This is a genomic window from Streptomyces sp. NPDC028907 (assembly GCF_055564995.1).
The window spans coordinates 264,426-290,329 of record NZ_JBVHVE010000001.1 but is presented as its reverse complement, the minus strand read 5'-3'; the positions used below and the strand labels follow the sequence as shown (position 1 = coordinate 290,329).

At 70.8% G+C, this 25,904-nt stretch carries 25 protein-coding genes; 10 read left to right on the top strand and 15 right to left on the bottom strand.

All coding sequences use genetic code 11. The features are described 5' to 3' along the window. Positions 1-47: 47 nt before the first annotated feature. Positions 48-485, bottom strand: coding sequence for a hypothetical protein (locus tag ACZ4UU_RS01350; RefSeq protein WP_468035851.1), 438 nt, complete (start codon positions 483-485; stop codon positions 48-50). Next, positions 476-1,114: an ATP-binding protein gene (locus ACZ4UU_RS01345; protein WP_468035849.1), complete on the bottom strand. Its 639-nt coding sequence runs from the start codon at positions 1,112-1,114 to the stop codon at positions 476-478. The genes ACZ4UU_RS01350 and ACZ4UU_RS01345 overlap by 10 nt, the downstream gene beginning before the upstream one ends. A gap of 281 nt (positions 1,115-1,395) precedes the next feature. Between ACZ4UU_RS01345 and ACZ4UU_RS01340 the strand changes: the two genes are divergently transcribed. The 3 genes from ACZ4UU_RS01340 (at position 1,396) to ACZ4UU_RS01330 (ending at position 3,387) form a co-directional block, all read left to right on the top strand. Then, positions 1,396-2,256: a helix-turn-helix domain-containing protein gene (locus ACZ4UU_RS01340; protein ID WP_217207570.1), complete on the top strand. Its 861-nt coding sequence runs from the start codon at positions 1,396-1,398 to the stop codon at positions 2,254-2,256. Next, positions 2,257-2,511: a DUF397 domain-containing protein gene (locus tag ACZ4UU_RS01335; RefSeq protein WP_468035847.1), complete on the top strand. Its 255-nt coding sequence runs from the start codon at positions 2,257-2,259 to the stop codon at positions 2,509-2,511. It abuts the gene before it with no gap. Positions 2,512-2,598: 87 nt separating this feature from the next. After that, positions 2,599-3,387 carry an SAM-dependent methyltransferase gene (locus ACZ4UU_RS01330; protein WP_468035845.1) on the top strand — a complete coding sequence of 263 codons (789 nt, stop codon included), beginning with the start codon at positions 2,599-2,601 and terminating at the stop codon, positions 3,385-3,387. A gap of 70 nt (positions 3,388-3,457) precedes the next feature. Here ACZ4UU_RS01330 and ACZ4UU_RS01325 read toward each other — a convergent pair whose 3' ends face one another. The 6 genes from ACZ4UU_RS01325 to ACZ4UU_RS01300 all read right to left on the bottom strand — a co-directional run bounded on the left by ACZ4UU_RS01325 (position 3,458) and on the right by ACZ4UU_RS01300 (position 11,431). Beyond that, complete coding sequence (locus tag ACZ4UU_RS01325) at positions 3,458-4,162, bottom strand: fused DSP-PTPase phosphatase/NAD kinase-like protein (protein WP_468035843.1); 705 nt, start codon at positions 4,160-4,162, stop codon at positions 3,458-3,460. Between the two features lie 140 nt (positions 4,163-4,302). Continuing rightward, on the bottom strand, positions 4,303-5,259 hold the full coding sequence (locus ACZ4UU_RS01320) for a hypothetical protein (protein WP_468035841.1): 957 nt from the start codon (positions 5,257-5,259) through the stop codon (positions 4,303-4,305). Further along, positions 5,256-7,751, bottom strand: coding sequence for a PEP/pyruvate-binding domain-containing protein (locus ACZ4UU_RS01315; RefSeq protein WP_468035839.1), 2,496 nt, complete (start codon positions 7,749-7,751; stop codon positions 5,256-5,258). Before ACZ4UU_RS01315 ends, ACZ4UU_RS01320 begins: the two co-directional genes overlap by 4 nt. Before the next feature lie 503 nt (positions 7,752-8,254). Beyond that, positions 8,255-9,742 carry a glutamate synthase subunit beta gene (locus ACZ4UU_RS01310; RefSeq protein WP_468035837.1) on the bottom strand — a complete coding sequence of 496 codons (1,488 nt, stop codon included), beginning with the start codon at positions 9,740-9,742 and terminating at the stop codon, positions 8,255-8,257. Positions 9,743-9,876: 134 nt separating this feature from the next. Further along, positions 9,877-10,356, bottom strand: coding sequence for an anthrone oxygenase family protein (locus ACZ4UU_RS01305; RefSeq protein WP_468035835.1), 480 nt, complete (start codon positions 10,354-10,356; stop codon positions 9,877-9,879). A gap of 379 nt (positions 10,357-10,735) precedes the next feature. Next, a complete protein-coding gene (locus ACZ4UU_RS01300; RefSeq protein ID WP_468035833.1) occupies positions 10,736-11,431 on the bottom strand; it encodes a DUF2293 domain-containing protein in 696 nt (231 codons plus the stop codon). A gap of 147 nt (positions 11,432-11,578) precedes the next feature. Between ACZ4UU_RS01300 and ACZ4UU_RS01295 the strand changes: the two genes are divergently transcribed. From ACZ4UU_RS01295 to ACZ4UU_RS01285, 3 genes are all read left to right on the top strand, one after another. Next, on the top strand, positions 11,579-12,220 hold the full coding sequence (locus tag ACZ4UU_RS01295; protein WP_468035831.1) for a nucleoside/nucleotide kinase family protein: 642 nt from the start codon (positions 11,579-11,581) through the stop codon (positions 12,218-12,220). Positions 12,221-12,276: 56 nt separating this feature from the next. Next, positions 12,277-12,690 (top strand): PPOX class F420-dependent oxidoreductase, encoded by a 414-nt coding sequence (locus ACZ4UU_RS01290; RefSeq protein WP_468035829.1) that lies wholly within the window; start codon positions 12,277-12,279, stop codon positions 12,688-12,690. 156 nt (positions 12,691-12,846) lie between these two features. After that, entirely contained in the window at positions 12,847-13,284 is a 438-nt protein-coding gene (locus tag ACZ4UU_RS01285) for a CBS domain-containing protein (RefSeq protein ID WP_468035828.1), read from the top strand. 102 nt (positions 13,285-13,386) lie between these two features. Here the strand turns inward: ACZ4UU_RS01285 and ACZ4UU_RS01280 are convergent, their stop codons facing one another. Then, positions 13,387-14,514, bottom strand: a complete 1,128-nt coding sequence (locus tag ACZ4UU_RS01280; protein WP_468035826.1) for a magnesium and cobalt transport protein CorA — start codon at positions 14,512-14,514, stop codon at positions 13,387-13,389. A 291-nt stretch (positions 14,515-14,805) separates the two neighbouring features. Between ACZ4UU_RS01280 and ACZ4UU_RS01275 the strand changes: the two genes are divergently transcribed. Further along, positions 14,806-15,618, top strand: a complete 813-nt coding sequence (locus ACZ4UU_RS01275; protein ID WP_468035824.1) for a methyltransferase — start codon at positions 14,806-14,808, stop codon at positions 15,616-15,618. Positions 15,619-15,705: 87 nt separating this feature from the next. On the opposite strand, the gene ACZ4UU_RS01270 is transcribed toward ACZ4UU_RS01275, so the two are convergent. Further along, a complete protein-coding gene (locus ACZ4UU_RS01270; RefSeq protein ID WP_468036391.1) occupies positions 15,706-16,596 on the bottom strand; it encodes a carbohydrate kinase family protein in 891 nt (296 codons plus the stop codon). A 182-nt stretch (positions 16,597-16,778) separates the two neighbouring features. Continuing rightward, positions 16,779-17,687, bottom strand: a complete 909-nt coding sequence (locus ACZ4UU_RS01265) for a pseudouridine-5'-phosphate glycosidase (protein WP_468035822.1) — start codon at positions 17,685-17,687, stop codon at positions 16,779-16,781. 99 nt (positions 17,688-17,786) lie between these two features. Here ACZ4UU_RS01265 and ACZ4UU_RS01260 point away from each other — a divergent pair, with 99 nt between their 5' ends. Continuing rightward, complete coding sequence (locus ACZ4UU_RS01260; RefSeq protein WP_468035820.1) at positions 17,787-18,215, top strand: VOC family protein; 429 nt, start codon at positions 17,787-17,789, stop codon at positions 18,213-18,215. A gap of 51 nt (positions 18,216-18,266) precedes the next feature. Here the strand turns inward: ACZ4UU_RS01260 and fdhA are convergent, their stop codons facing one another. The 4 genes from fdhA to ACZ4UU_RS01240 all read right to left on the bottom strand — a co-directional run bounded on the left by fdhA (position 18,267) and on the right by ACZ4UU_RS01240 (position 22,512). Continuing rightward, positions 18,267-19,493 carry a formaldehyde dehydrogenase, glutathione-independent gene (fdhA, locus tag ACZ4UU_RS01255; protein WP_468035818.1) on the bottom strand — a complete coding sequence of 409 codons (1,227 nt, stop codon included), beginning with the start codon at positions 19,491-19,493 and terminating at the stop codon, positions 18,267-18,269. Between the two features lie 133 nt (positions 19,494-19,626). After that, the gene (locus ACZ4UU_RS01250) at positions 19,627-20,913 is read right to left on the bottom strand and encodes an MFS transporter (RefSeq protein WP_468035816.1); all 1,287 of its coding nucleotides are present in this window, start codon (positions 20,911-20,913) and stop codon (positions 19,627-19,629) included. A 102-nt stretch (positions 20,914-21,015) separates the two neighbouring features. Continuing rightward, positions 21,016-21,570, bottom strand: a complete 555-nt coding sequence (locus ACZ4UU_RS01245) for a methylated-DNA--[protein]-cysteine S-methyltransferase (RefSeq protein WP_468035814.1) — start codon at positions 21,568-21,570, stop codon at positions 21,016-21,018. Between the two features lie 72 nt (positions 21,571-21,642). Further along, positions 21,643-22,512: a glycerophosphodiester phosphodiesterase gene (locus ACZ4UU_RS01240; protein ID WP_468035812.1), complete on the bottom strand. Its 870-nt coding sequence runs from the start codon at positions 22,510-22,512 to the stop codon at positions 21,643-21,645. A 278-nt stretch (positions 22,513-22,790) separates the two neighbouring features. Between ACZ4UU_RS01240 and ACZ4UU_RS01235 the strand changes: the two genes are divergently transcribed. Both ACZ4UU_RS01235 and uvrB read left to right on the top strand, forming a co-directional pair. Then, on the top strand, positions 22,791-23,657 hold the full coding sequence (locus ACZ4UU_RS01235; protein WP_468035810.1) for an MHYT domain-containing protein: 867 nt from the start codon (positions 22,791-22,793) through the stop codon (positions 23,655-23,657). A 40-nt stretch (positions 23,658-23,697) separates the two neighbouring features. Beyond that, complete coding sequence (gene uvrB / locus ACZ4UU_RS01230; RefSeq protein ID WP_468035808.1) at positions 23,698-25,845, top strand: excinuclease ABC subunit UvrB; 2,148 nt, start codon at positions 23,698-23,700, stop codon at positions 25,843-25,845. Positions 25,846-25,904 lie beyond the last annotated feature (59 nt).

Here is a 25,904-nt window from a genome sequence, read left to right as displayed (position 1 = left end):
GATGGGACGGGTAGGGGCGGCGGGGGCGAAGAACTACAGGTGGAGCCCTACGCGGAGATCTGCCGCGACCACGACGGCGTGACCCCCATCACCCGGCACAGCGCCAGATACAGCGGAATCGGCGGCGTATAGGGCACCGCCCCCTCCGGCCGATGAATCAACCGAGGCATGTCCAGCACCACGGCCCCCGTCGAGTACCGCACAGCCCCCGGCCACTCCAACGCGTAGTCGGAGTCCGACGGCACGATCCACCACCAGTGCGCCTCATCGGCGTACACACACCCCACCCGAGGCAGCCGAGGCATGATCAGCGGCCCGAACCGCGCGGGCACCGCCACCGCGTCAAAGCCCAGCGGCGCCGTCATCCCGTCCGGCACGGGCAGCCGCCGAGGCGCGGTCGAGGCGGCGGGCAGAGCACGGCGAAGGCGGACCAGCGTGTCCAGACTCAGCACCTGACCGCCGCCGGACACGCCCCTCACAGCCATGCGGACCCCGTTCCCCTGCCGTACCGCGCCTGTGTCTCGTCCTCGTCGCCCGAACCCCCGGACGGCCCCGGCTTGGGCCGGGATCCCCACCCGAGGTCGTTGTAGGGCCCGACGCCGGCGCCGGACGGGTCGGGAAACCCGGCAGCGCGTGCCAGATCGGCCCAGACCACGAGACCGGACCCCTGCTCATGGGCCCCCCACGCATGGCAGAGAGCGTCTATGAGGAGCAGCCCCCTGCCGTGCTCGTCCTCGGGGCGCGCGGCCAGCGGGTGCGGTTCACCCGGCGCGCACCCTTCGTCGCGTACGGCTATTCGCACCAGATCGGCACCGTCGTGCAGCTCGCACACGATGTGCTCGCTGGCGGTGTGCACGATCGCGTTGGTGACCAGCTCGGACACGACCAGCGCAGCCGTGTCGCAGGTGTCCTCGCACACCGCCCAGCCGTTCAGCCGCGCCTTGGTCAGGCGTCTGGCCTGCGCGGGAGAACCCGGATGCGCGGCCAGTTCGAAGCGGAACCGGCGCTCGGCGGCGGCGCCCCGCTGGGGCCCGACCGCCGGGGCGGCACCGAGGCCGTGGGGGGCCGCGGTGGCGTCTGTTCCTAAGGGCGGGGACGGAATCACGCTTGCCACTATCGCCCCGCCGTGAACACTTGGCAAGTGTCACTCTGAAAATTGCAGAGTGCTGTGTGACTCTCTGGAAGGCCGTGGCACACTGCTGGCAACAGCATGTCGAACGGCGCCAGTTGGGATCACCGAGGATCGGCCGGTTCTGCCGAGGTCCTCGAATAGGTCTTCGAATGGCGCCGTCGGCCTGTCAGGATTCAGCCAGCCTGTCAGGATTCAGTCGGCCTGCCGGAGTCGGCCGGTCTGTCAGGTTCAGTCGATGGGATCTCGTTTCGTGGAGGTGGAGCGTGAGCGAGCCGCGGTCCGCGCCTACGGTCGGCCAGGTCGTCCTCGGTCGGCGCCTGCTCGACCTGCGTGAACGCGCCGGCCTCAAGCGCGAGGAGGCGGCCCGCGTCCTGCGCGTCGCCCCCGCCACGGTCCGCCGCATGGAAATGGCCGAGGTCGGGCTGAAGATCCCGTACCTCCAGCTGCTCCTGAAGGCCTACGGCATCTCCGACGAGGAGGCCGACGCCTTCGTGCAGCTGGCCGAGGAGGCCAACAAACCCGGCTGGTGGCAGCGGTTCCACGACATCCTGCCCGGCTGGTTCTCGATGTACGTCAGCCTGGAGGGCGCCGCCAGCCTCATCAGGTCGTACGACCCCCACTTCGTGCCCGGTCTGCTCCAGACCGAGGACTACGCGCGCGGAGTGCTGAGATCGGGCGCCATCGGCCAGACCAGCCCCGACGACATCGAGGGCCATGTCGCCCTGCGTATGCAACGCCAGCAGTTGCTCACCCGGGAGGACGCACCCCGGCTGTGGGTCGTGATGGACGAGACCGTACTGCGCCGCCAGGTGGGCGGCCCGGAGGTGATGCGTGCCCAGATCGACCGGTTGCTCGAGGCCACGAAGCTGCCCAACGTGACGTTGCAGGTGGCCCCGTTCGCGAACGGGCCGCATCCCGGCACGTACGGGCCCTTCGTGCTGTTCCGATTTGCCATGTCAGAACTGCCGGACATGGTCTACAGCGAGTACCTGACCGGCGCCGTCTACCTCGACGCGCGCACCGAGGTGGCGACCCACCTGGAGGTCATGGACCGCATGGCGGCGCAGGCCGCTACGGCACATCGCACGAAGGGGATCCTCCGGGATCTCCGCAAGGAGCTGTGAATGGATCGCATCAAGCCGCGCATACAGGTCTACAACGGCATGCCCGCGCGGGACTTGGGCAGCGAAGGCTGGCACAAGCCGTGGAGCGGCGGCAACGGAGGCAACTGCCTGGAGGCGATGAAGCTCGCCGACGGCCGGATCGCCGTCCGTCAGTCGACCGACCCGGACGGACCGGCGCTGATCTACACCTCGGCCGAGATCACGGCGTTCATCGAGGGCGCCAAGGCGGGGGAGGCGGACTTCCTTCTCTCCTGAGCCGCTTGAGTCACTTGCCTGCCCTGAACCGTAACTGCCTTGATCTGGTGCTTAGTTGATAATCCATTGCGTCTTACGGAGTGCCTCATGACTGCGATCGACAGCAGCAAGCCGCATCCCGCGCGGATGTACGACTGGTATCTCGGCGGCAAGGACAACTACCCCGTCGACGAGGCCATGGGGCAGCAGATGCTCGCGCTCGACCCGCGCGTCCCGGTGATGGCGCGGGTCAACCGGGCGTTCATGCACCGCGCCACCCGCTGGCTGGCCAAGAACGGCGTACGACAGTTCCTGGACATCGGCACCGGAATCCCGACCGAGCCGAACCTGCATCAGATCGCCCAGGGGATCGCCCCCGACGCACGCGTCGTCTACTGCGACCACGACCCCATCGTGCTCGCCCACGCGGCCGCACTGCTGCGCGGCACGGAGGAGGGCGTCACCGAGTATCTGCAAGCCGACGTGCGCGACCCCGACGCCATCGTCGAGGGCGCCCGGAAGATCCTGGACCTCAGCCGCCCGGTGGCCCTCTCCCTCGTCGCGCTGCTGCACTTCGTCCCCGACGAGGACGGCGCGCACGAACTGGTCCGCCGACTGCTGTCCGAACTCCCCTCGGGCAGCTACCTGGTGGTGTCCCACGCCACCGCCGACTTCACTCCCGAGGAGTCGAAGGCGGCGACCGAGAAGCTGAAGGCCGCCGGCGTCACCCTGGCCCTGCGCTCCCGCGAGGAGTTCACCCGCTTCTTCGACGGCCTCGAACTCGTCGAGCCCGGCGTCGAGGTGCCCCACCACTGGCACCCGGAGCTGGGGGAGCCGGTGCCCGGGCAGGACGACGGGGTCATTCCCGGGTACGGGGCGGTGGGCCGCAAGCCCTAGGCGTGCCCACCGGGCATACCTGCTGAGGCACCTGCTGGGCGTACTCGCCGGACGTTCTTGCCGAACATGCCTACAGGTACGACATCATGCGCCGCGGAGCGTCCACCAGGCGGCTGATGACCACGACCGGCAGCGGAGGCTGCTCCGCCTTGGCCGGGCTGAGGTTCAGCCCGTAGTAGATCTGCTCGATCGAGGGCGGTCCGACCGCGAGGTTGCGCCGGACCGCCTGCGAGGGCGACTCCTCGCCGGTGTGCACGAGGTAGGCGGCCACCATCGCGCCCGTACGGCCGACTCCCGCGCCACAGTGCACGAAGACGGGGCCGGAGGCCGAGGAGACGGCGTGCAGGAAGTTCTGCACCTGCTGGGGCGACGGCGTCTGTCCGTCGCGGATCGGCATGCGTACGGCCTTGAGTCCGGCCTTGCCCGGTTCGGCCAGCTGGGCCGCGCTCAAGTCCTCGCCACGCAGGTCGACCACGGTCGTGATGCCCATGCTCGCCAGCGCCCGGTAACCGGCGGGGGAGGGGGCGGAGCCGCGCCACAGACGGCCGTCGCGGTCCACCGGCTGGAAGTGGTTCACGCCTTGGACGCTGCGGGTGCCGAGGGGGGCCGCGGTCTCCTGCCGGGCCAGGTACGACAGGCCCAGGATGCTGCCGGCGCCCACGGCCCATAGGACGAGGTAGCCGATGAGGACGCCCAGGAGGATCCGCAGGGCGCGCTGTGGAAGCGGGCGGCGGCGGAGGGCAGGGCGGGGCAGGGTTGCGGTGAGAACAGCCATGAGCGACCCGGGGGACTAGGGGACGAGGGCGCAGTTGGCAGAGTACCCCCGGCTTCGCGATCAATGGGTACTTTGTCCGTTTTGTGCGATGTATCTCACGTGCGCTCACGTGTGCCGCTCGGTCGCCGTCGTGGGTCTGTTCAGTCGTCGTCCGCGTCCGCGTCACCCACCGCGACCACCGTGAGATGGGCCTGTTCCAGCGTCGCGTCCTCCAGGCAGCCGCGCAGCCGCATCAGGTCGTGCTCGGTGAGCGCGGGCCGCACGACCCCGGCGAACATGCCGTCGCCCAGATCGCCCAGGGCCACGTGGCGCAGCGGGATGGACGTGGAGTCCCGGCAGGCCGTCCAGATCTGCTGCGCGGCGAGCGAGCGCCGCGCTGCCGACAGGTCCGCGCCCCGCAGGTCGACCTTGACGACCACGGAGGTCGCCTCGCTGTCGTTCGCCTCCTCCTCCCGGGTCTGGGTGAGGTCGGCGAGCCCCGCGACCAGCGCGGCGAGCAGAGCGGCGCCGACGACGGCGACGGTGGTCCGGCGGGCGATACGGCTCGGGGAGGTCGTGGCGCCCAGCGGTGGCAGGGCGTCCAGGTCGTCCAGGTCGTCCACGGCGCCGGGACCGGCCGTGCCGCCGGGAGTGGTCGCCGGGTCGGGGGCGGCGAGGACGGCCAGCCGCCCGGCCATGCGCCGCTCGGCCGGCCTGGCCGTGGCCGACGCGACCTTCTGCACCACCCAGGCGAGCCCGGACAGCACCACCCCGGCGACCATCAGCACCGGCACGAAGACGTACGACCGTTCCGCCGGGTCCTCCAGCCAACGGAACCGCGTCTCCTCGCGTGCCTCGGCCGGCTCCCGCAGCCGCGTCAGCACGTCCTCCGTGCGGGCGTCCAGCTCCCGCTGTCGCCGGTCGGTGTCGCGCAGCCGCTCCTCGATCCGGCTCAGCCGCCCCAGAGTCACCAGACCGAACAGCATCACCTCGACGACCAGCAGCAACACCCCGCAGATCATCGCCCGCTGCCACTGCCAGCGGTACAGATAGACGATCAGATAGGTGCCCGCGCCGGTCGCGACCAGCGCTCCGAAGACGTACGCGATCCTTCTCATGACGCGTCCCCCAGTCGTACGTCACCGGCGGTCCCGTCGACGGTGAGCCGGGAGCCCGGCGGGAAGCGGCGTACGGCGTCCGTGGCGCCGACGACCGCGGGGAGCCCGAACTCCCTTGCCAGGACGGCCAGATGGGACAACGGGCTGCCGGTCTGGGCGACCAGAGCGGTGAGACCGGGCAGCAGCGGGGCGAGCGCGGGGTCCAAGGTGCGTACGACCAGCACGGCGTCCGTCGGCCGGGGCCCCGTGCCGTCCCACACCGTGCCGACGACGCGGCCGGCGGACACGCCCCGCAGACCTTCACCCCGGCGGCCCCCGCGCTCGGCGACCACGACCTGACCGTCCGCGAGCCGGAACGCGTCCGGCAGCGGGGGCGACTCGGCCCGCGGCACGCGCGCGTGCAGGTCACCGGGAACGGCGCCGCCGCCCAGTACGGCGACCAGCTCCGGCCACCGCAACAGCCCGACGCGCTCCCTGGAAATCCCCAGTCGCCGCGCCACTTCGCGCACGAGTCGCACTTGCAGCTCCTGCACCCAGCGGATGCGGAGACGTAGGGCTTCACGGGGCGGGAGGGCGGTGAGGGAGGTGCGGGCGGCGGGGGAGATGCGGGGTGTGAGGGAGGTGCGGGGTGTGGTGATGGGAGGGAATGTGTGGGAGTTCGTGGGGGGTGCGGTGGTGGGGCCGGTGGTCGCAGAGTGAGTGGTGGGGGTGGTGGTCGGTGGGTGAGTGGTCGGGGTGACGGTCGGTGAGTGAGTGGTGGGGTGGGCAGTCGGGTGGCAGGCGGAGGTGGCGCTCGCGGGGGCGCTCGGTAGCGCCGGGTCGAGGGCGGGCGGATGACTGCCGTTGACCTGGCCCGGTACGGACCCGCCCGGCAGTCGCCCCCGTCCGCGCAGGCTTGGGGCGGTGAGGGCGAGGAGCATGGGGTTGGTGGCGGTCACCTGATCGTCGGGTATGCCCAGGGCGCGGGCCTCGGCCAGGGCGGTGAGGGCCGTGCCGGCCGCTGTGCGGCTTCTGGGCGGTTCGTCGAGTAGGGCGCCGGCGAGGGCCTCCTGGGCATGCAGGGAGACCAGGACCCGGCGGGTCCAGCGCAGCTCGGTGGCCAGGGCGCGGGCGGAGAGCTCGGCGGGCGACGGGATCTCGGCGAGGTGGCGGTCCACGTCGGCGGCGAGGTCGGTCGCCAGCCCGGGCAGGGAGGAGGCCAGGCGGCCCACCCGCCAGGCCGCGCCGAGCCGACGCGCTCCTGGCGCCGGGTTGAGCAGCGCGAGCCAGCGGTGCCGGGGTGGGACGGTGCCTAGAAGACGCAGGTCGGCGGCGGCACGCCCACCCACCGTCGTGACGACCGGCACCGACCTCAGCAGCCGACGCGGCGCGGTGCCCCCGATGTCGAGTGCGGCGGCGAGTCCGCGGGCCATCGGCGCCACCCACAGGTCCTCCTCCAGGGGCGCCAGCTGCTCCGGCAGCGTCTCCGCCACCGGACCTGGCCCGAGCAGCCGCGCACCGCGTGCCGGTCGAGCCGCCATCGCGGTGATCGGCCGACTCTGGAACAGCCACAGCCGACCGTCCGCGTCGAACCCGAACTCGACGTCCTGTGGCCCACCGAAGACCCGCCGGACCCGTCGCGCGAGCCGCGCAAGCCGGAACAACTCGCCGCGCGTGAGCAGCGGGCCGTTTTCGCGGGCCGCCACCCTCGAGCCCCACGACGACTCGCGCCACGACCTCGGCGAGGTCTGCGAGGTCTGCGGGACCTGCGAGCTCTGAGGGGCCTTCGAGCTCTGAGAGGGCTGAGGGGTTTGCAAGGGCTGAAGGGTTTGCAAGGTCTGAGGGGTGTGAGGGGGCTGTGGCGTCTGCGACGACTCGGTCCGCAAGAGGCGGCCATGCCCGCTCAGCCAGTAGTCGGTGCCGGCCTGCACGCCGCTGACCAGGCTGTCCGGCCCGCCGCGCACCGCGCTGACCAGGATCCGGTCGGCCCGCCCCGCCACCGGGTCGGCACCGAACATCACGCCGCCGACGCGTGCCGTCAGCATCGGCTGCACCAGCACCGCCATGGGTGCCGTGGATCCGTCGGGCCGGTGCGCCGAGTCGAGCACGGCCTGTACGGCCGAACGGAAGCCCAGCCAGCCGCGGACGTCGAGCACCGAGGCGAACTGGCCCGCCAGGGACGACTCGGCCGTGTCCTCCTGGGGCGACGAGGACCGTACGACGAGGGGGCGGGCGCCGCCTTCGGACAGCTCGTCCCAGGCGCGTCGCAGGGCGACCGTGTCGCCTACGGCGCGGTCCGGGATCACGAACCCGGGCAGCACGGGCAGCCCGGCGCGGGCCGCACGGGCAAGGTTCGCGGCCTTGGAACCGATCGACCGGGAGAGCGCGGCGTCGGGCTGATCCAGCGGGACGACGGCCGGGCCGTATGCCTCGACCGAGCCGAGGGCGACGTCGCCCCGGTGCTCTTCCCCGTCGCGCGCACTTTCGCCGTGACGTTCGTCGAGCGTCGTCATCGAACACCCTCCAGGACCGACCGCCAACAGGGGGGACGCGCTGGGGTGGCCCTGCGCCTGACGGCGGAACGAAGGATGGGGCGAGCCGCTACCGGCCCGGTTTCATACCCGGGTCCGGGCCGGGTGCGGTGACAGCACGCCTCCTGCTCCGATGATCCCACTCCTGTTCGCATCCATGTAGCCCAGAAGTCATTTTTCGGACATGTGGGAGAACAAATCAGAATGCAGCAGTATGCCGGGACGGGGCGACTCGTCCACAGGCAGCACTCCTCGGCTCCTCCCCGGGCAGGATCAGGCCGTGTGCGGCTCCTCCTCAGTCAGGAGGACAGGACCTCGGCGGCAGGGCACCGGGTCGCCGTCCGGCGCGATGTCCGCGGTCCGCCACCTCCTCACTTCACCGAGAAGGGGCACGCGGCTTGGCCCTGGCGGAGGCGGTGACCCTGGTGGCCGACGACGGGGTCCCCGACGAGGTCCGCGCCCGGGCCGCAGCTCGTTCCGTCCCGTCAGACGGTCATGGGCCGGTCGTACGGCGAGATCGGCGCCGGCAACCGCGAATTCCCCGTCAGATGGCGGTCGACGGCCGCCGCCACCGCCCGCCCCTCGGCGATGGCCCACACGATGAGCGACTGCCCTCGGGCAGCGTCCCCCGCGGCGAAGACGCCGGGCGCGTTCGTCGCGAAACCAGCATCCCGTGTGATCGTGCCGCGAGGCTCCACCGCTATCCCCAGCTGGTCGATCAGACCGTCTCCCCGGTCCGGTCCCGAGAAGCCGAGGGCGAGCAGCACGAGGTCGGCCGGCAGCTCCCGCCCGGTGCCCGGCAGCGGGCGGCGCCCGGCGTCGACCTCGGTCAGGTGCAGCGACCGTACGTGCCCGTCGGCGTCGCCCGTGAAGCGAAGCGTGGACGCCGCGAACAGTCGCGCGTCCGCGTCCGCCGCGGGTGCCGTCTCCAGATCGCGCGCCTCCTCGTGCGCCGCCGACATACGGTAGATCTTCGGGTACGTCGGCCAGGGCTCGGCGTCCTCGTCCCGGTCGGCGCCCGGCTGGGCGTAGATGTCCAGCTGGGTCACGGACGCCGCGCCCTCCCGCACGGCGGTGCCCAGACAGTCGGCTCCCGTGTCCCCGCCGCCGACGATGACGACATGCTTCCCGGCGGCGGACATGGGGGACGCCTCCAGATCCCCCTCGCACACCCGGTTCGCCAGCGGGAGGTACTCCATCGCCTGCTGGATGCCGCTCAACTCCCGCCCGGGCACGGGCAGTTCACGCCAGGCCGTGGCCCCGGTGGCGATCACGACCGCGTCGTAGCGCGAGCGCAGCTCGGCCGCCCCGACGTCCCGCCCGACCGCCGTCGACGTACGGAACTTCGTGCCCTCGGCCCGCATCTGCTCGATCCGGCGCTCCAGATGGTGCTTCTCCATCTTGAACTCGGGGATGCCGTACCGCATCAGCCCGCCGATCCGGTCGTCCTTCTCGAACACGGCGACCGTGTGGCCGGCCCGGGTCAGCTGCTGTGCCGCGGCGAGCCCGGTGGGCCCCGACCCGATCACGGCGACCGTCCGCCCGGACAGCCGGTCCGGCGGACGCGGCTGTGCGAAACCGTCCTCCCAGGCCCGGTCGGCGATGGCACACTCGACGTTCTTGATGGTGACGGCGGGCTGGTTGATCGCCAGCACACACCCCGCCTCGCACGGCGCCGGACACAACCGCCCCGTGAACTCGGGGAAGTTGTTCGTCGCATGCAGCCGGTCGGCGGCCGCCCGCCAGTCTTCCCGCGACACCAGGTCGTTCCACTCGGGGATCAGATTGCCCAGCGGACAGGCGTCGTGGCAGAACGGTATGCCGCAGTCCATGCAGCGGTCGGCCTGCTTGCTGACGATGGGCAGCAACGCTCCAGGGACGTACACCTCGTCCCAGTCCCGGACCCGCTCCTCGACGGGCCGGCGCGGCCAGTCCTGGCGGGGGGTGGTCATGAAACCCTTGGGATCGGCCATGGCCGTCTTCCTCGCGTGCGCGTGTGACGTGCTGGAGCCGTGCGTCAGCGGTCGCACTCCTCCGGCCACGATACGTCCCACCGGCGACCCGCGCAGAGCGGCGGACGGGGGCGGCGGACGGGGCAGCGGACAGGTCAGCTGAGGGCCAGCACATACGACACGGCAGCGGCGGCGGAGGCGACCGTACGTATGTGGTTCCACGCGGTCCACTCGCGCACATACGTCGGCCAGTAGGCGGCCGCCTCCTGGGTGCCCGCTTCCAGCTTGGCCAGCGACTCGTTGCGGGGCACGTTCGCCACCATGGTCACCCCGAACGAACCGAACAGGTGCAGCGCGCTGCCCAGCAGCAGCTCCACGGTGCCCTCGTCCGGCCAGAGCACGAACGTCACCACGGCGATCACCGCGCACAGCACCGCCGTCCCGATGAACAGCAGCATGAACGCCGGCATCAGCGCGGTCACATTGATCGCCTTCATCGCGGCGACACCCTGCGCGGGTGGCAGCACGGCGAGCCCGCGCATCACGAAGGTCGAGAAGGCGCAGAAGACCCCGGCCACCAGGCCGGTCCCGACCACTCCGATCACGACCAGGACGAAGTAAGGCCCATCGATCATGTCAACGTCAACTCCCGCATCCCGCCGAGTCCCTGCCCGGCCACATCCGTCACCACCAGTCAAACCCTGGACGAGAACGGCGACCATGGCCGAGCGGCGCCGGCGCATGTGCGAACGTCCAGGGAGAGCGCGACAGGCGAACGACGATGGGTGGCCTCGAAGGGTGACGGAGATGGGTGACGGCGACGGCCATGAGGCGAGGAGCGCCGCAGCGCGAGCCCGAGGTCGCCCTCCCGCCCTCGTTCGACCGCCTTCCGACCACGTGTTGCCGCCCGAGCGTCTCCGACCACGTCCTGCCGCCCGACCGCCTCCGACCGTCTTCCGGCTACCGACCACGTCCGACCGTCTTCCGGCCACCGTCCGCCCCCTTCGGCCACCGTCAGCCCACCCCCGACACCTCCGCCTGCCACGCCCGCAACGTCGTCTCCACTGCCGCCGAGATCCGCCGCCGCGCCTCGTGCCTTGGCACGCCGCTCATCAGCAACTGGTCGTACGGCGTGTCCATGTGCCGCACGGACGCCACGACCGCCGAGGTCACCGCCCCCTCGGACAACGCCCGCCCCGCCGCACTCCGCCCCACCCGTCCGCTGCCCCGCACCGACGCGTGCGCGGCGATCTCCCGCGCCCGCTCCGCCGGACACCCCGGAAACAGCCGGCGTATCTCCTCCGCGAACCCCTCCGCGAAGCGCACGTCCTCCCGTGCCCGCCGCCGAGCGTCCCGCGCCCGGCGCCGCCGCCGGGCCTCCGCGTCCACCAGGCAACGCTGCTCCGCCCGGGTGAGCCCCGCCTCCTCCACGAGGACGCCCTGCCGCTCGTAACGGCTGCGGCGCCGGTTGAACCGCACGACCACCGCCGACAGCTCACTCTCCTCCCGCGACCGCCGGGTCAACGCCGTGTCGCCGCGCGGCAGGAACACCAGATGCCCGAGGTCGGCACAGTCGAGACACCGCGGCGCGCCGTCCTCCAGCACGAGCATCTGCAACGGTCCCGCATGGCACTCCGCGCAGTGCCGCCGGCGGATGGGTTGGATGGCGACAAGACCGGTACGGGGCGGGGGAGTTGCGAGAGGCGCCATAGGGGGTTCATTCCCCTCCGGGCGGGTCCGGGGAACTACCCGGCGGGAGCCGGAACGCCGTCTGACCAGGCCCGGGCACGGGTTCGATCGCACGGCGGACGCACCCCGAACGCCTCCCGCCCCGGTACGGCGCTTCCCTGTCGCATCATGGGGCGTGTGCGACTCGAACCGATCACCTGGGAACGGCTCGGCGACCTGCTGGCCGAGCGTCTGCTCGACCTGAAGCCGGCCGACGGCGGCCGCCGACCCCGCGTAGCCTTCGACGGCGCCCCGGCCGCCCGTCCGGGGGACCTCGCCGAACGGGTCGGGGAGGCACTGCGCATACGCGGGCGTCCCTCGCTCACCGTCGACACCCAGGGCTTCCTGCGTCCGGCCTCGGTCCGCCTGGAGTACGGCCACCGGGACGTGGAGGCCTACTACGACGGCTGGTTCGACACCGGCGCCCTCTGGCGAGAGGTCTTCGGCCCTCTCGAAGGCGACGGCGACGGCCGCGTCCTGCCGGACCTCTGGGACCCGGTCACCGATCGAGCCACCCGCAGCCCCTACGTCCAACTCCCACCCGGCGGAATCCTGTTGTTGCACGGCCCCCTCCTGCTGCGTCACTGGTTCCCCTTCGACCTGACCGTCCATGTCCTCCTCTCGCCCGGCGCCCTGCGCCGCCGCACCCCCGAGACCGAGCACTGGACCCTCCCCGCCTTCGAGCGCTACGACCACGAGACCGACCCGGCGGCCACGGCGGACGTCCTGGTGCGCGCCGACGACCCGCGGCACCCGGCATGGAGCGGTTGATCCTTGCCCCACCAAAACCCTTTTGCATGCGCGTGCATTTAACTACTCTGGGCGCCATGACGACCTCCACGAGTGATCCGATCTCCTTCGACGACTCCGTCCGCTCCCTGCTCGACGCCAAGAACTTCGCCAGCGTGGCCACCCTCGGCCCCGACGGTGCCCCACAGAACTCGGTGGTCTGGATCAGACGCGAGGGCGACACCGTGCTCTTCTCCTCCGTCGACGCCCGCCAGAAGGTGCGCAACCTCCGCCGCGACCCCCGCATCAGCGTCTCCGTCTACGACCTCGCCAACCCCTACTCCTCCGTCGAGATCCGCGGCACCGCCGAGATCGTCCCGGACGAGGCCAAGCGCCTGCCGTTCGAGCTCTCCCACAAGTACCTCGGCATCGACCCGCCCGCCGAGAAGGAGGACGAGACCCGGGTGATCATCCGCGTCGTCCCACGGAAGATCGTGCGCTTCGCTGCCTGATCGCCGCCCGCAGCCGGGGGCGGAAAGAGCGGTGGCCGGTGGCCGCTACCGCTGCGTTCCGGGTGCGTCGACCGGGTGGCGCGGCGAGAATGAAGGGCGCCGGGACTAGCGGTGCGTCCCGCGCCGCGCCGGCCGTCCGGCATCGGGAGGTACTTCATGACCACTGCCGGAGACATCATGCACCGTGGTGCCCAGTGGATCCCGGCCCACGAGACCCTGGACCGCGCCGCTCAGCTGATGCGCGAGCTGGGCGTCGGAGCCCTGCCCATCAGCGACGAGAACGAGCGGCTCTGCGGCATCCTCACCGATCGTGACATCGTCATCGGCTGCGTGGCCATGGGCCGCGACCCCAGCAAGGTCACCGCCGGCGAGATGGCCCAGGGCACCCCGCGCTGGATCGAGGCGAACGCCGACATCAGCGACGTGCTCCGGGAGATGAAGGAGCACCAGATCCGCCGGCTCCCCGTGATCGAGAACAAGCGCCTGGTCGGCATGATCAGCGAGGCCGATCTGGCACTGAACCTGAGGGAGAACGAGGTCGGTCAGTGGGCCGAGAGCGTCTACGCCCGGACCGGTGCGCCGACGACGCACTGACCTGGCGATCGGCTCTCACCGCTCACTCCTTCCACTCCTTGTGCCGTCCTCGTCCGGCCCACCGCGCCGGGCGGGGGCGCACCGACGCTTCCGCAGGCCGTGTCAGAGCCATCCGTTGCGTCGGAAGCCGCGGTACAGCACCACACACGCGACGGATATCACGGCCAGGACCAGCGGATATCCGAACGTCCAGCGCAGCTCCGGCATGTGCTCGAAGTTCATCCCGTACACCCCGCACACCATGGTCGGCACGGCGATGATCGCGGCCCAGGCCGTGATCTTCCGCATGTCCTCGTTCTGCGAGACGGTGACCTGAGCCAGGTGCGCCTGAAGGATCGAGTTCAGCAGTTCGTCGAAGGCGAATATCTGCTCCTTGGCCCGCAGCAGATGGTCCGAGACGTCGCGGAAGTAGGCCTGTATCTCCGGCTCGACCACCCGGATGGGCACCGTGGCCAGCTCCTCCAGGGGGCGGCTCAGCGGAACCACGGCCCGCTTCAGCTCCAGCAGTTCCCGCTTGAGCTGGTAGATCCGCCCCGGGTCGGCCCGCGCGCCGTTCTCCGCGAACACGTCCGTCTCGACCTCGTCCATGTCCTCCTGCACCGAGTCGATGACGTTCAGATAGTCGTCGACGACATGGTCCGCGATGGCGTGCAGCACCGCCGCGGGCCCTTTGCAGAGCTGCTCGGGACTCGACTCCAGTTCCTCGCGCAACGGCCCCAGGGAGCCGTGCCGTCCGTGCCGCACCGTGATCACGAAGTCCTGGCCGACGAACACCATGATCTCGCCGGTGCTCACGACCTCGCTGGTCGCCGTGAGTTCCTCGTGCTCGACGTAACAGACGGTCTTGAACACCGCGAACAGTGTCTGGTCGTAGCGCTCCAGCTTCGGGCGCTGATGCGCTTCGACCGCGTCCTCGACGGCCAGCGGATGCAGCGCGAACAGCTCCGCGATGCCCGCGAACTCCTGGTCCGTGGGCTCATGGAGGCCGAGCCAGACGAATCCGGCACCACGCTTGCGTACCCGCTGGACGACGTCGACCAGATCACCGCTCTCCGGGACGCGGACCCCGTCCCGGTAGGTCACGCAGTTCACCACCGAGGAGCCCAGTGGGGACCGGGCGGGGTGACTGAGGTCGACGCGAGGGCGCCGTCGAGCCAGCCGTGCCACCCTGCGGAGGCCGCCGACCCTGCCGAGGCCCGTGACCTTCCGCAGATTCCCTGCCATGGACATCTGGATCTCCCTGCGTGGATCTCCCCTTGACGCTCGGCTCACCTCCGGGGTGCTTCAGCCCCTTCGGCTCGCTCACCGTGCGTCGCTTCCTGTGCCGTGGCCGCAAGTTTGCCAGGTGGGAGTGAGAGGCGGGTAAGCCTGTGGGAGCAGGAGATTCCGCTTGGTTCCCGGCTGTGGACAAAGGGGCTGCGCGCACATCGCGGTTGGGGAGGGGCGCCCGTACGAGTTTCAGGGCCGCCCCGCCGAGCGTCGCCCCGTCCGGACGAGCCGGGCGACTGGGATGATCGCATCATGACGCGAACCCACGGATATCTCCTCGACAACCGGCAGGCCGAGGCGGGCGAGCGCTTCGACGCCTTCGCCACGCTCTTCGACCCCACGACCTTCCGGCATCTCGATCGGCTCGGTGTCGGACCCGGCTGGCGCTGTTGGGAAGTCGGCGCCGGCGGCACCTCGGTGGTGTCCTGGCTGGCCAAGAAGGTCGGCCCGACGGGACGGGTCGTCGCGACCGACATCGACACCTCGCTGCTCACCCGGGCCGCCCGTCCGCCGGTCGAGGTCCGCGTCCACGACGTGGCCGCCGACGAGCCGCCGGGGGAGGGGTTCGACCTGATCCACGCCCGGCTCGTACTCGTCCATGTGCCGGACCGCGAACGGGCGTTGCGGTCGATGATCGAGGCACTGCGCCCCGGCGGACGACTTCTGATCGAGGACGCCGACCCCGCTCTCCAGCCCCTGCCCTGCCCTGACGAGTACGGGCCCGAGCAGCAGCTCGCGAACCGTCTCCGCCAGGGCTTGCGCAAACTGCTCGCCGACCGCGGCGCCGATCTCTCCTACGGCCGCAGACTCCCGCGCCTGCTCCGTGAGGCCGGTCTGCACCGGGTGGAGGCCGACGCGTACTTCCCGCTCACCTCGCCCGCCTGCGCCGCACTGGAGTCCGCCACCGTCCGCCAGATCCGCGATCAGCTCGTCACCGCGGGCATCGCCACCGACCACGAGATCGATCGCCACCTCGCCAACGTCGCCGTCGGCGACATGGACCTGGCCACCGCTCCGATGATCTCGGCGTGGGGCCGTAAGGCGCCGGAGGGGAGCGAGAGCTGACGTCGCTTCAGCGACGTCAGCGCCTCGGCGCGGCGCCGTCCCTCTTTCCGGCTGCCGCCCCCGCCCTCCCGGCTGCCGCTGTCGTCGTCACTCCGGTGCGGGCGGCCTTCCACCCACCCGTGCCACCGCCAGCGCACCCGCCCGGCACCCTTCCAGGGCCGCGTCCTCGGGCCGGGCGCCCTTGAGCAGGGCCGCGAGAAAGGCCCCGCTGAAGGCGTCACCCGCACCGGTCGTGTCCCTCGGCTCCGTCGGCACGGCGGGGACATGGGCGCGCACCGTGCCCGACCGGGCCACCAGAGCACCGTCGGCCCCCTGCTTGGCGACCACCAGCGGGACATGGCGGCTCAACTTGGCCGCGGCGTCCGCCGCATCGGGCAATCCCGTCAGCAGGCACGCCTCGTCACGGCTCGGCAGCAGCACGTCCAAGCCCTCCACCAACGCCAGGAAACGGTCAACGCCCAGCTCCACCAGGAAGCCCGCCGACGCCGGATCCATGCTCACCGGCACGCCACGCGCGCGTGCGGACGCCAGAGCCCTTGCCACCAACGCCCGGCTCGACTCGGAGAACAGCAGATAGCCCGACAGGTGCAGCCATACGACGCCGTCGAGCAACGCGTCCGACCAGTCGCCGGGGTCCAGCCGCAGGCACGCGCCGCTGTCGGTGAGGAAGGTCCGCTCGGCGGCGGCACCCGTGTCGACCAGACAGATCACCGTCCCAGTCGGCGCCTGCGGGTCGACGACGAGAAGGGGCTCCACACCGCTCGCGGTCAGCTCCCGCTCGTGCCAGGCGGCCGCGTCCGCTCCCACGCGCCCCAGCAGCCGCACTTCCGCGGCACCCCAACGCGCCGCCCAGCAGGCCACGTTGGCGCCCGCGCCACCCGGCACCGTCCGGACCACCGCCACCGTGTCCGTACCCGAGGCGAGCGGCCCCCGGTGGCGCGCGATCACGTCCGTGACCACGTCCCCGACGACCAGCAGTGCTCCGTCGCGCCGGAGGGCGGAGGTGGGTTCGACGTCCGGGGCGCGCCCGGCAGCGGGGGCCGGCCGGTCGGTCGGGGTGGACTGGGCACCAAGGGTGGGCTGGACGCCGGGAAGGGGCCGGACGCCAGGGACGGGCACGTTCCCCTCCGTGCCGCGCCCCGCCCGGTTTCCAGGCTCGTTCACGCCCCTGCCCAGGCCGCCGCGATCCGGCCCGCCAGCCGCACGTTGCCGCGTACCGCCGCGAGATTGGCGCTCAGCGAGGCACCGTCCGTGTGCCGCACCAAGTAGTCCAGTAGGAACGGTGTGACGGCCTGACCGGTGATGCCCTGGTCCTCGCACGCGTGCAGCGCGTCGGCGAGCACGCGCGCGTGCAGCTCAGGATCCAGCTGCTCCTCCTGCGGCACCGGATTGGCGACGATCAGCGCAGATTCCGGCCCGTCGAGCGCGTCCTGGGCGCGCATCACCCCGGCCACCTCCTCGGGCGACCGCAGCGTCCAGTCCACGGGGTGCCCGGAGTCGGCGAGGTAGAAGCCGGGGAAGCGCTCCGTGCGATAGCCGGCGACGGCGACGCCCAGCGTCTCCAGCCGCTGGAGAGTCGCCGGGACGTCCAGGATCGACTTGACCCCGGCGCACACCACCGTGATCCGCGTGCGCGCCAGCAGCCCCAGGTCGGCCGACTCGTCCTGCGTCACCGTCCACTCCCGGTGCACACCACCGAGCCCGCCCGTCGCGAACACCCGTACGCCCCCGAGGCTCGCCAGCAGAGCCGTCGCCGACACCGTGGTCGCCCCGCTCGCCCCGGTGGCCACCGCGAGCGGCAGATCCCGGTGCCCGAGCTTGCGGATCCCGTCCTCGTTCGCGATCCGCTCCAGCTGCTCCTTGTCCAGCCCGACATGGGGCCGCCCGTCCAGCACGGCGATCGTCGCCGGAACGGCGCCCTCCCGCCGTACGACATCCTCCAGCTCCAGCGCCACCTGGAGGTTGCGCGGGCGTGGCAACCCGTGCGCGATGATCGTGGACTCCAGGGCGACCACGGGTCGACGCGCGTCAATCGCCTCCCGAACCTCTTCCGACACCACCAGCACCACGCGCCTGCCTCCTGTCGCTCGGTCTTCCCTCATCTCTGGCGGGCGGCGCACCGGGTCAAACCCTTGCGGCATGTGGGAGAGGACACCAGCCTTGAACGCATGACCGACAACTCGACCCGTCTCGACCATGTGGTCCTCTGGGTGAGCGACCCCGCCGCCTCGGCCGCCTTCTACCAGGAGACACTCGGCCTGGCGCCCGTCAGGCTCACCGAGTTCATCGCGGGCGAGGCCCCGTTCCCCTCGGTCCGCGTCAACGAGGAGACCATCATCGACCTCATGCCCCTGACCATGGCGGAGCGCATGAAGATGCTCCCCGGTGCCGCCGAGAGTGCGGGGCACCCGGTCAACCACGTCTGTCTCTCCCTGCCGGAGGCCGACTTCCACGGGCTGCGCACCCACCTGGAGGAGCAGGACGTCCCCGTCTCGGACTACTCGTACGACTCCTTCGGCGCCCGCGGCAAGGCCAGGCGCAGCTTCTACTTCCGTGACCCCGACGGCAACGTCTTCGAGGCCCGGCACTACGACTAGCGAGCCGAGGAGGGGCCACGCGTGCGTGGCCCCTCCTGCATGCCGACGACGTCAGACCGGCCGTACGCCGTCCAGGGCCCCGTGCGGATTCAGCACGTACTTGCGGCTGGCGCCCTGGTCGAACTCGGCGTAGCCCCGTGGTGCGTCCTCGATGGAGACCACCGTCGCGTTGACCGCCTTGGCGATGTGCACGCGCTCGTGCAGGATCGCCATCATCAGGCTCCGGTGGTACTGCATGACCGGGCACTGGCCGGTCGTGAAGCGGTGGCTCTTGGCCCAGCCGAGGCCGAGCCGCACCTTCAGCGTCCCGGACTTCGCGTCCTGGTCGATCCCCCCGGGGTCGTCCGTGACATAGAGGCCGGGGATGCCGAGGGCACCGCCCGCGCGCGTGATGCCCATCAACGAGTTGAGGACCGTCGCGGGCGCCTCCTGAGCGTTCGGGCCGTGGGCCCGCGCCTCGAAGCCGACCGCGTCGACCGCGGCGTCCACCTCGGGCTCCCCGAGGATCTGCGCGATCTGCTCCTCCACGCTGCCCTGCGAGACGTCGACGGTCTCGCAGCCGAAGCTCCGCGCCTGGGCGAGACGTTCGGTGTTCAGGTCGCCGACGATGACGACCGCGGCGCCCAGCAGCTGCGCCGAAGCGGCCGCCGCGAGCCCGACCGGGCCCGCCCCGGCCACGTACACCGTCGAACCGACGCCCGCTCCCGAGCTGACCACACCGTGGAAGCCGGTCGGGAAGATGTCCGACAGCATGGTCAGGTCGAGCAGCTTCTCGCGCGCCTGGTCCCGGTCGGGGAACTTCAACAAGTTGAAGTCGGCGTACGGAACCATGACGAACTCGGCCTGTCCGCCGACCCAGCCGCCCATGTCGACATAGCCGTACGCCGCACCGGGCCGGGCCGGGTTCACGTTCAGACAGATACCGGTCTTGCGCTCCTTGCAGTTACGGCACCGCCCGCAGGCGATGTTGAACGGTACGGAGACGATGTCGCCGACGTCGATGGTCTCGACGTCCGGACCACGTTCGACGACCTCTCCGGTGATCTCGTGTCCGAGGACCAGCCCTTCCGGCGCCGTGGTCCGCCCCCGCACCATGTGCTGGTCGCTGCCGCAGATGTTGGTGGCGAGGACCTTGAGGATCACCCCGTGCCGGCACTTGCGGCCGATGTTGTCGGTGGCGACTCCCGGTCCGTCCTGGAGTTCGAGCGTCGGGTAGTCGATGGTCCTGACCTCCACCGCGCCCGGCTTGAGATACGCCACTGCCCTGTTTCCGCTCATGCGTGATCGCCGTCCCTTCGGCCCGTGTCTGTACGGATGCCAGTCGGATGCCAGCGGCTGTGCGCAAGGTCGAGTCTGCTACCGCCGTCGAGGTCCGGCCAGTCCTCACGCGGTCCCGGGCGGGTGCGACACGTCAGTCGCCCGCCGGAAGGCCTTTCGCCCGTCTGCGCCGCGTGAACAACGCCAGCCCCGCCAACGGCACCAGCAGACATGCGGCGGTGAAGTTCAGCCAGGCGTAGCTCGCCTGGGCGACCACGAGCCCGGCGACCGCTCCGCCGACGCCTGCGGACGCGTTCATGACCAGGTCCGAGAGTCCCTGCGCGGCGGCCCGCGCGGGCTGCGGAACGGAGTCCGTGAGCAGCGCTGAACCCGAGACGAGCCCCGCCGACCAGCCGAGACCCAAGATGAAGAGCCCGATGGCCGTCCGCCCATGACTGGCGCCCGCCGTACCGGCGACGAACACCGCGCACGCCAGCAGCCCGACGGCGAGCCCGATACCGGACAGCCGACCCAGCCGGTCCGACAGCCGCCCCATGAGCGGCGCGAACGCGTACATCCCCGCGATGTGCCCGCTGATGACCAGCCCGATCAGATCGATGCCCGCGCCGTGGTGCGCGAGGTCGACCGGGGTCATCGACATCACCGAGACCATCGCCGTGTGCGCCACGGCCACGGTCACCACCGCGAGCCGCGCCCGCGGCGAGGCGGCCACCGCGGCCACTCCGGCGCGCAGTGAACGGGCCGCAGGCGACTGCTCCTCGGCCGGTGCCAGCGCACGCGCCGTCAGCAGCGGGTCCGGCCGAAGCAGTACGGCCACCACGACCGCGGATATCAGGAAGATCCCGGCCGCCCACAGGAACGGACCCGCGGCGGCGGGTATCCCGAGGCCCGTGACGCTGCGACCGGCGGGCGCGGCTATGTTCGGACCGAGGACCGCGCCGATGGTGGTCGCCCACACGACGAGCGAGATGGCTCGGGCCCGCCGCTCCGGCTCGGCCAGATCCGCGGCCGCGAAACGGGCCTGGAGGTTCGCCGCCGACGCCGCACCGAACGCGGCCATCCCGCACAGCAGCAGCGGAAAGCTACCGACGCTTGCCGCGATCACCGTGACGCCGGCGCCCACGGCCCCGATCAGATAGGCCAGCACGAGCCCGGGCCGGCGCCCTCTCGCGGTCATCAACGCCGCCAGCGGCATCGACAGCACCGCCGTACCGGCGACGGTCGCGGTGGGCGCGAGCCCGGACAGCGACTCGGTGCCGCTGATCTCCTTGGCCAGGACGGCCGCGAGCGCTATGCCGGTGGCGACGCCCAGGCCGCCCAGGATCTGTGTCGTGATCAGTACGGCCGAGATACGGCGCCGCAGCGCCGGCAACCGGTCGGGTGGGACGGACACGGCGGCCTGCCGCTGCACGGCTGTCATGACACCGGACCGGCCGCGTACAGGTGGGTGAAAAGTGTCGTCACAGGCGCAGTCTCCCCCTCATCTCCCGCCTGCCCAACCCCAGGACGGACCGGAACCTCCTCAGAACAGCGGCTCCGGCAGGACTCCCTCCAGCGCGAGCAGCTTCCGCTTGGTCTCCAGCCCGCCCCCGAACCCTCCGATGCCGCCGTCGCTCTCGACGACCCGGTGGCAGGGCACGACGACCGGAAGCGGATTGGCACCCATCGCCGTTCCGACGGCCTGGGCCGCGCCCGGCTGCCCGACCCGCCCGGCCAGATCGCCGTACCCGACGACCGTGCCGTACGGGACTCCCGACGCCAGCTCGCGCAGCACCTGCCGGTTGAAGCCGGAGATCAGGGACCAGTCAAGAGGTAGCTCGAAGTCATGGCGCGCACCCGCGAAGTACTGCTCCATCTGACGTATCGCCTCGGCCAGCAGCGGGGAAGAGGGCGCCTCGACCGGCTCGACGCCCAGCCGCGACGCCAGCCGGCCGAGCGCCGTCTCCCGTACCTTCTCCGTGGCGTGGAACACGACGCTGACCAGGCCGTCACGGGTCGCGGCCAGCATCAGCGGGCCGATGTCGGTACCGACGACGGCCCAGACGACCTGCTGCTCGTACTGCCCATGGCTGTCCATGCGCCAACCGTACGACCCACCACTGACAACGCCCCCGTCACCGCGGACCGGGCGCTACGCCGGGGCGGCCCCTCACTTCTCGGGCAGGGCGTCGCGCACCACGTCGGGGCTGTTGGTGATGATGCCGTCGACGCCGTACCCGGCGACCAGCCGGGCGGTGTCCGCGTCGTTCACGGTCCAGGTGAAGACCTCCATCGGCCGGCCGTGCGGTCCGTCGAACTCCTGGACGGTGGCGACGTAGTCCGAGGAGATGGAGCCGTACGAGGGGTTGATCTGGTCGGCGAAGTCCGCGTAGTCGGCCAGGTCCGACGTGGGCGGCGTACCTAGGAAGCCGGTCTTCACGGCCGGCTTCAGCTCGTGGACGGTCCGCACGCTGTCGGCGCTGAAGCTCTGCACGATCAGCCGGCTCGCCAGGTGGTCCACGTCGAGCCAGCCCTCGTTGGCCAGCTCTTTGAGGGTCTGCGCCTCGATGCCCGGGTACAGGTCCGGGTTCTTGATCTCCAGCAGCAGCTTCTGGTGATGCAGCTCCAAACGGTCCATGAACTGCTCCAGAGTCGGCACGCGCGCGCCCGCGTATGCGGGGCTGAACCAACTGCCCGCGTCCAGGAGGGCGATCTCGTCGGCGGTGAAGTCCTTCACCTTCCAGGGCGCCCTGCCGGGGAAGACCTCCTCCACGTCGGTCGTGCGCTTCAGGTTGTCGTCGTGCAGGACGACGAGCTCGCCGTCCTTGGTGCGCTGCACATCGTTCTCGACCCAGCGGATGCCCAGTTCGGCGGCCTTGTCCACGGCGGCCAGGGTGTTCTCCGGGGCATAGGTGGAGGCTCCTCGGTGGGCGATCACCGTAGGCCGCTCGGCGCCGGCCCGGGCCTGGGAGGCGGGAAGCAGAAGAGCGGCGGTTCCCAGGAGTGCGGTCGTCGTGGCGGCTACAGCGCGCGCATACATGCGTACTCCTCGCGTCGAACGATCACGAACAGCACAACTGTGACAGCAGAGGGTCAACGGCGGGGGGGTGCAGAATGGCCACAGGTTGAATGGAGTTGCTCGGGCCCGCTCACTCGTGCCGCACAACTGGGGCAAGGCCGTGTTTCTTTGCCGGAGAATCGTTCGACCATTCCGGTGGGAGTTACTCTCTGCCTCAACCCTGACCGCTCGGGCGGTGCTGGGAGGGGGGCCTGTTCACAGCATTCCGGGACGTAAGAGGGCGGGAAGGGCGGTCGCGTATGCAGGGCACGATCGACGGATTCAGCTACGGACTCGTCACACCGCTGGTGGCCTACCTCATGGCCTGCCTCGGCGGTGCGCTCGGTCTGCGCTGCACCACGAGATCGATGCTCGTCTCGCACTCGTGGCGTCCAGGCTGGCTCGCCCTCGGGGCGGCGGCCATCGGCTCCGGCATATGGACCATGCACTTCGTCGCGATGATGGGGTTCACGGTCGAGGGGACACCGATCCACTACGACAAACCGATGACGTTCGCGAGCCTCGCCGTCGCCATCGTCATGGTGGGCGTCGGGATCTTCATCGTCGGCTACAAGGGAGCCAGGGGAACCGCCCTGTTCACCGGGGGCACCATCACCGGTCTGGGCATAGCCTCGATGCACTATCTGGGCATGGCCGGCCTGAGGCTCGACGGCAAGCTGGAGTACAACACGTTCACCGTCGGCGTCTCCGTCGCCATAGCCATGGTCGCGGCCACCGCCGCGCTGTGGGCCGCCGGACAGGTCCGAGGGCTCATGTGGAGCGTCGGTGCGAGCCTGGTCATGGGCCTCGCCGTCAGCGGCATGCACTACACCGGGATGGCCGCCCTCAGCGTCCATCTCCACGGCACCGGGGCCCCCGCGACGGGTGACTCGCCCGCCGCTCTGCTCGCCCCGATGCTGATCGGCCCGCTCGCTTTCCTGCTCCTCGCGGGCGCCGTCGTGCTGTTCGACCCGCACATGATCATGGGCAGGTCCGCCGCGACCCCCGTCGAGCACAAGCCGGGCGTGCCGGCCCATGCCTCCGTCCCGCACCAGGCCCGCCGCCCTCAGCTGCGCGCGCGCCGCAACCAGGACCACCGAGGCTCCCGCACTCCGCAAAACCACTGATCGGACCGCGTTGTCAGTGGCGGGTCGTACGGTGGATCCCATGCGGCCCGTTTCCAGCATCGAACGCACGGTGGCGCCCTTCGAGGTCGTCAGCCCGTACCAGCCCAACGGCGACCAGCCCCAGGCCATCGCCGAGCTCGCCCGGCGCATCGAGGCCGGCGAGAAGGACGTCGTCCTGCTCGGCGCGACCGGCACAGGAAAGTCCGCCACGACGGCGTGGATGATCGAAAAACTCCAGCGCCCCACCCTGGTGATGGCGCCGAACAAGACCCTGGCCGCCCAGCTGGCGAACGAATTCCGCGAGCTCCTGCCGAACAACGCCGTCGAGTACTTCGTCTCGTACTACGACTACTACCAGCCCGAGGCCTACGTCCCGCAGTCGGACACCTACATCGAGAAGGACTCCTCGATCAACGAGGAGGTCGAGCGCCTGCGCCACTCCGCGACCAACTCACTGCTCACCCGCCGTGACGTCGTCGTGGTCGCCTCGGTCTCCTGCATCTACGGCCTCGGTACCCCGCAGGAGTACGTGGACCGCATGGTCCCGCTCAAGGTCGGCGAGGAGATCGACCGGGACCAGCTGCTGCGCCGTTTCGTCGACATCCAGTACACGCGCAACGACCTGGCCTTCAGCCGCGGCACCTTCCGGGTGCGCGGCGACACCATCGAGATCTTCCCGGTCTACGAGGAGCTCGCCGTCCGCATCGAGATGTTCGGCGACGAGATCGAGGCGCTGTCCACGCTCCACCCGCTCACCGGCGAGATCATCAGCGACGACCAGCAGCTGTACGTCTTCCCGGCCTCCCACTACGTCGCGGGCCCGGAGCGCATGGAGCGCGCCGTCAACGACATCGAGAAGGAGCTCGGCGAGCGCCTCACCGAGCTGGAGAAGCAGGGCAAGCTCCTGGAGGCCCAGCGGCTGCGGATGCGCACCACGTACGACCTCGAGATGCTCCGTCAGATCGGCAGCTGCTCCGGTGTCGAGAACTACTCGATGCACTTCGACGGCCGCTCACCCGGCTCCGCGCCGAACACTCTGATCGACTACTTCCCGGAGGACTTCCTGCTCGTCATCGACGAGTCGCATGTCACGGTGCCGCAGATCGGCGCCATGTACGAGGGCGACGCGTCCCGCAAGCGCACCCTCGTCGACCACGGTTTCCGCCTGCCCTCCGCGCTCGACAACCGCCCTCTGAAGTGGGAGGAGTTCCAGGAGCGCATCGGCCAGACGGTCTACCTGTCGGCGACTCCGGGCAATTACGAGCTCTCCCGCTCGGACGGCCAGGTCGAGCAGATCATCCGCCCCACCGGCCTCGTCGACCCGGAGGTCGTCGTCAAGCCCACCGAGGGCCAGATCGACGACCTGGTCCACGAGATCCGGGCGCGTGTCGAGAAGGACGAGCGCGTCCTGGTCACCACCCTCACCAAGAAGATGGCCGAGGACCTCACCGACTACTTCCTGGAGCTCGGCATCCAGGTGCGCTATCTGCACAGCGACGTCGACACCCTGCGCCGTGTAGAGCTGCTGCGAGAGCTGCGGGCCGGTGAGTTCGACGTCCTCGTCGGCATCAACCTGCTCCGCGAGGGCCTCGACCTGCCTGAGGTGTCCCTGGTGGCGATCCTCGACGCCGACAAGGAGGGCTTCCTGCGCTCCGGCACATCCCTCATCCAGACCATCGGCCGTGCGGCGCGCAATGTCTCCGGCCAGGTCCACATGTACGCCGACAAGATCACCCCGGCGATGGAGAAGGCCATCGACGAGACCAACCGCCGCCGGGAGAAGCAGGTCGCGTACAACAAGGCGAAGGGCATCGACCCCCAGCCGCTGCGCAAGAAGATCAACGACATCGTCGCGCAGATCGCCCGCGAGGACGTCGACACGGAGCAACTGCTCGGCACCGGCTACCGCGCGAAGAAGGACGGCCGCGGCACCAAGGCTCCCGTGCCCTCCCTCGGCGACAAGGCGGCCAAGGGCGCGAAGGCGGCCAAGCCCGCCAAGGGCAAGGCCAAGGAGACGGTGCCGACCGACCGTCCGGCGGCCGACCTCGCCGAGCAGATCGAGGAGTTGACGGAGCGTATGCGCGCCGCCGCCGCCGATCTCCAGTTCGAGATCGCGGCCCGGTTGCGAGACGAGGTGTCCGAAATGAAGAAGGAACTGCGGCAGATGAAGGAGGCCGGCCTGGCCTGACGGGCACTCGCTGTGTTGCAAGACCGACACAAAGTGGGGACCGGGGTACGGCACTGTCA

Coding starts and splice junctions, on each gene's coding strand:
- ACZ4UU_RS01350 (WP_468035851.1), bottom strand. CDS start 485: ATGGCTGTGAGGGGCGTGTCCGGCGGCGGTCAGGTGCTGAGTCTGGAC.
- ACZ4UU_RS01335 (WP_468035847.1), top strand. CDS start 2,257: ATGGATCGCATCAAGCCGCGCATACAGGTCTACAACGGCATGCCCGCG.
- ACZ4UU_RS01330 (WP_468035845.1), top strand. CDS start 2,599: ATGACTGCGATCGACAGCAGCAAGCCGCATCCCGCGCGGATGTACGAC.
- ACZ4UU_RS01325 (WP_468035843.1), bottom strand. CDS start 4,162: ATGGCTGTTCTCACCGCAACCCTGCCCCGCCCTGCCCTCCGCCGCCGC.
- ACZ4UU_RS01320 (WP_468035841.1), bottom strand. CDS start 5,259: ATGAGAAGGATCGCGTACGTCTTCGGAGCGCTGGTCGCGACCGGCGCG.
- ACZ4UU_RS01315 (WP_468035839.1), bottom strand. CDS start 7,751: ATGACGACGCTCGACGAACGTCACGGCGAAAGTGCGCGCGACGGGGAA.
- ACZ4UU_RS01310 (WP_468035837.1), bottom strand. CDS start 9,742: ATGGCCGATCCCAAGGGTTTCATGACCACCCCCCGCCAGGACTGGCCG.
- ACZ4UU_RS01305 (WP_468035835.1), bottom strand. CDS start 10,356: ATGATCGATGGGCCTTACTTCGTCCTGGTCGTGATCGGAGTGGTCGGG.
- ACZ4UU_RS01300 (WP_468035833.1), bottom strand. CDS start 11,431: ATGGCGCCTCTCGCAACTCCCCCGCCCCGTACCGGTCTTGTCGCCATC.
- ACZ4UU_RS01295 (WP_468035831.1), top strand. CDS start 11,579: ATGGGGCGTGTGCGACTCGAACCGATCACCTGGGAACGGCTCGGCGAC.
- ACZ4UU_RS01290 (WP_468035829.1), top strand. CDS start 12,277: ATGACGACCTCCACGAGTGATCCGATCTCCTTCGACGACTCCGTCCGC.
- ACZ4UU_RS01285 (WP_468035828.1), top strand. CDS start 12,847: ATGACCACTGCCGGAGACATCATGCACCGTGGTGCCCAGTGGATCCCG.
- ACZ4UU_RS01280 (WP_468035826.1), bottom strand. CDS start 14,514: ATGTCCATGGCAGGGAATCTGCGGAAGGTCACGGGCCTCGGCAGGGTC.
- ACZ4UU_RS01275 (WP_468035824.1), top strand. CDS start 14,806: ATGACGCGAACCCACGGATATCTCCTCGACAACCGGCAGGCCGAGGCG.
- ACZ4UU_RS01260 (WP_468035820.1), top strand. CDS start 17,787: ATGACCGACAACTCGACCCGTCTCGACCATGTGGTCCTCTGGGTGAGC.
- fdhA (WP_468035818.1), bottom strand. CDS start 19,493: ATGAGCGGAAACAGGGCAGTGGCGTATCTCAAGCCGGGCGCGGTGGAG.
- ACZ4UU_RS01250 (WP_468035816.1), bottom strand. CDS start 20,913: ATGACAGCCGTGCAGCGGCAGGCCGCCGTGTCCGTCCCACCCGACCGG.
- ACZ4UU_RS01245 (WP_468035814.1), bottom strand. CDS start 21,570: ATGGACAGCCATGGGCAGTACGAGCAGCAGGTCGTCTGGGCCGTCGTC.
- ACZ4UU_RS01240 (WP_468035812.1), bottom strand. CDS start 22,512: ATGTATGCGCGCGCTGTAGCCGCCACGACGACCGCACTCCTGGGAACC.
- ACZ4UU_RS01235 (WP_468035810.1), top strand. CDS start 22,791: ATGCAGGGCACGATCGACGGATTCAGCTACGGACTCGTCACACCGCTG.
- uvrB (WP_468035808.1), top strand. CDS start 23,698: ATGCGGCCCGTTTCCAGCATCGAACGCACGGTGGCGCCCTTCGAGGTC.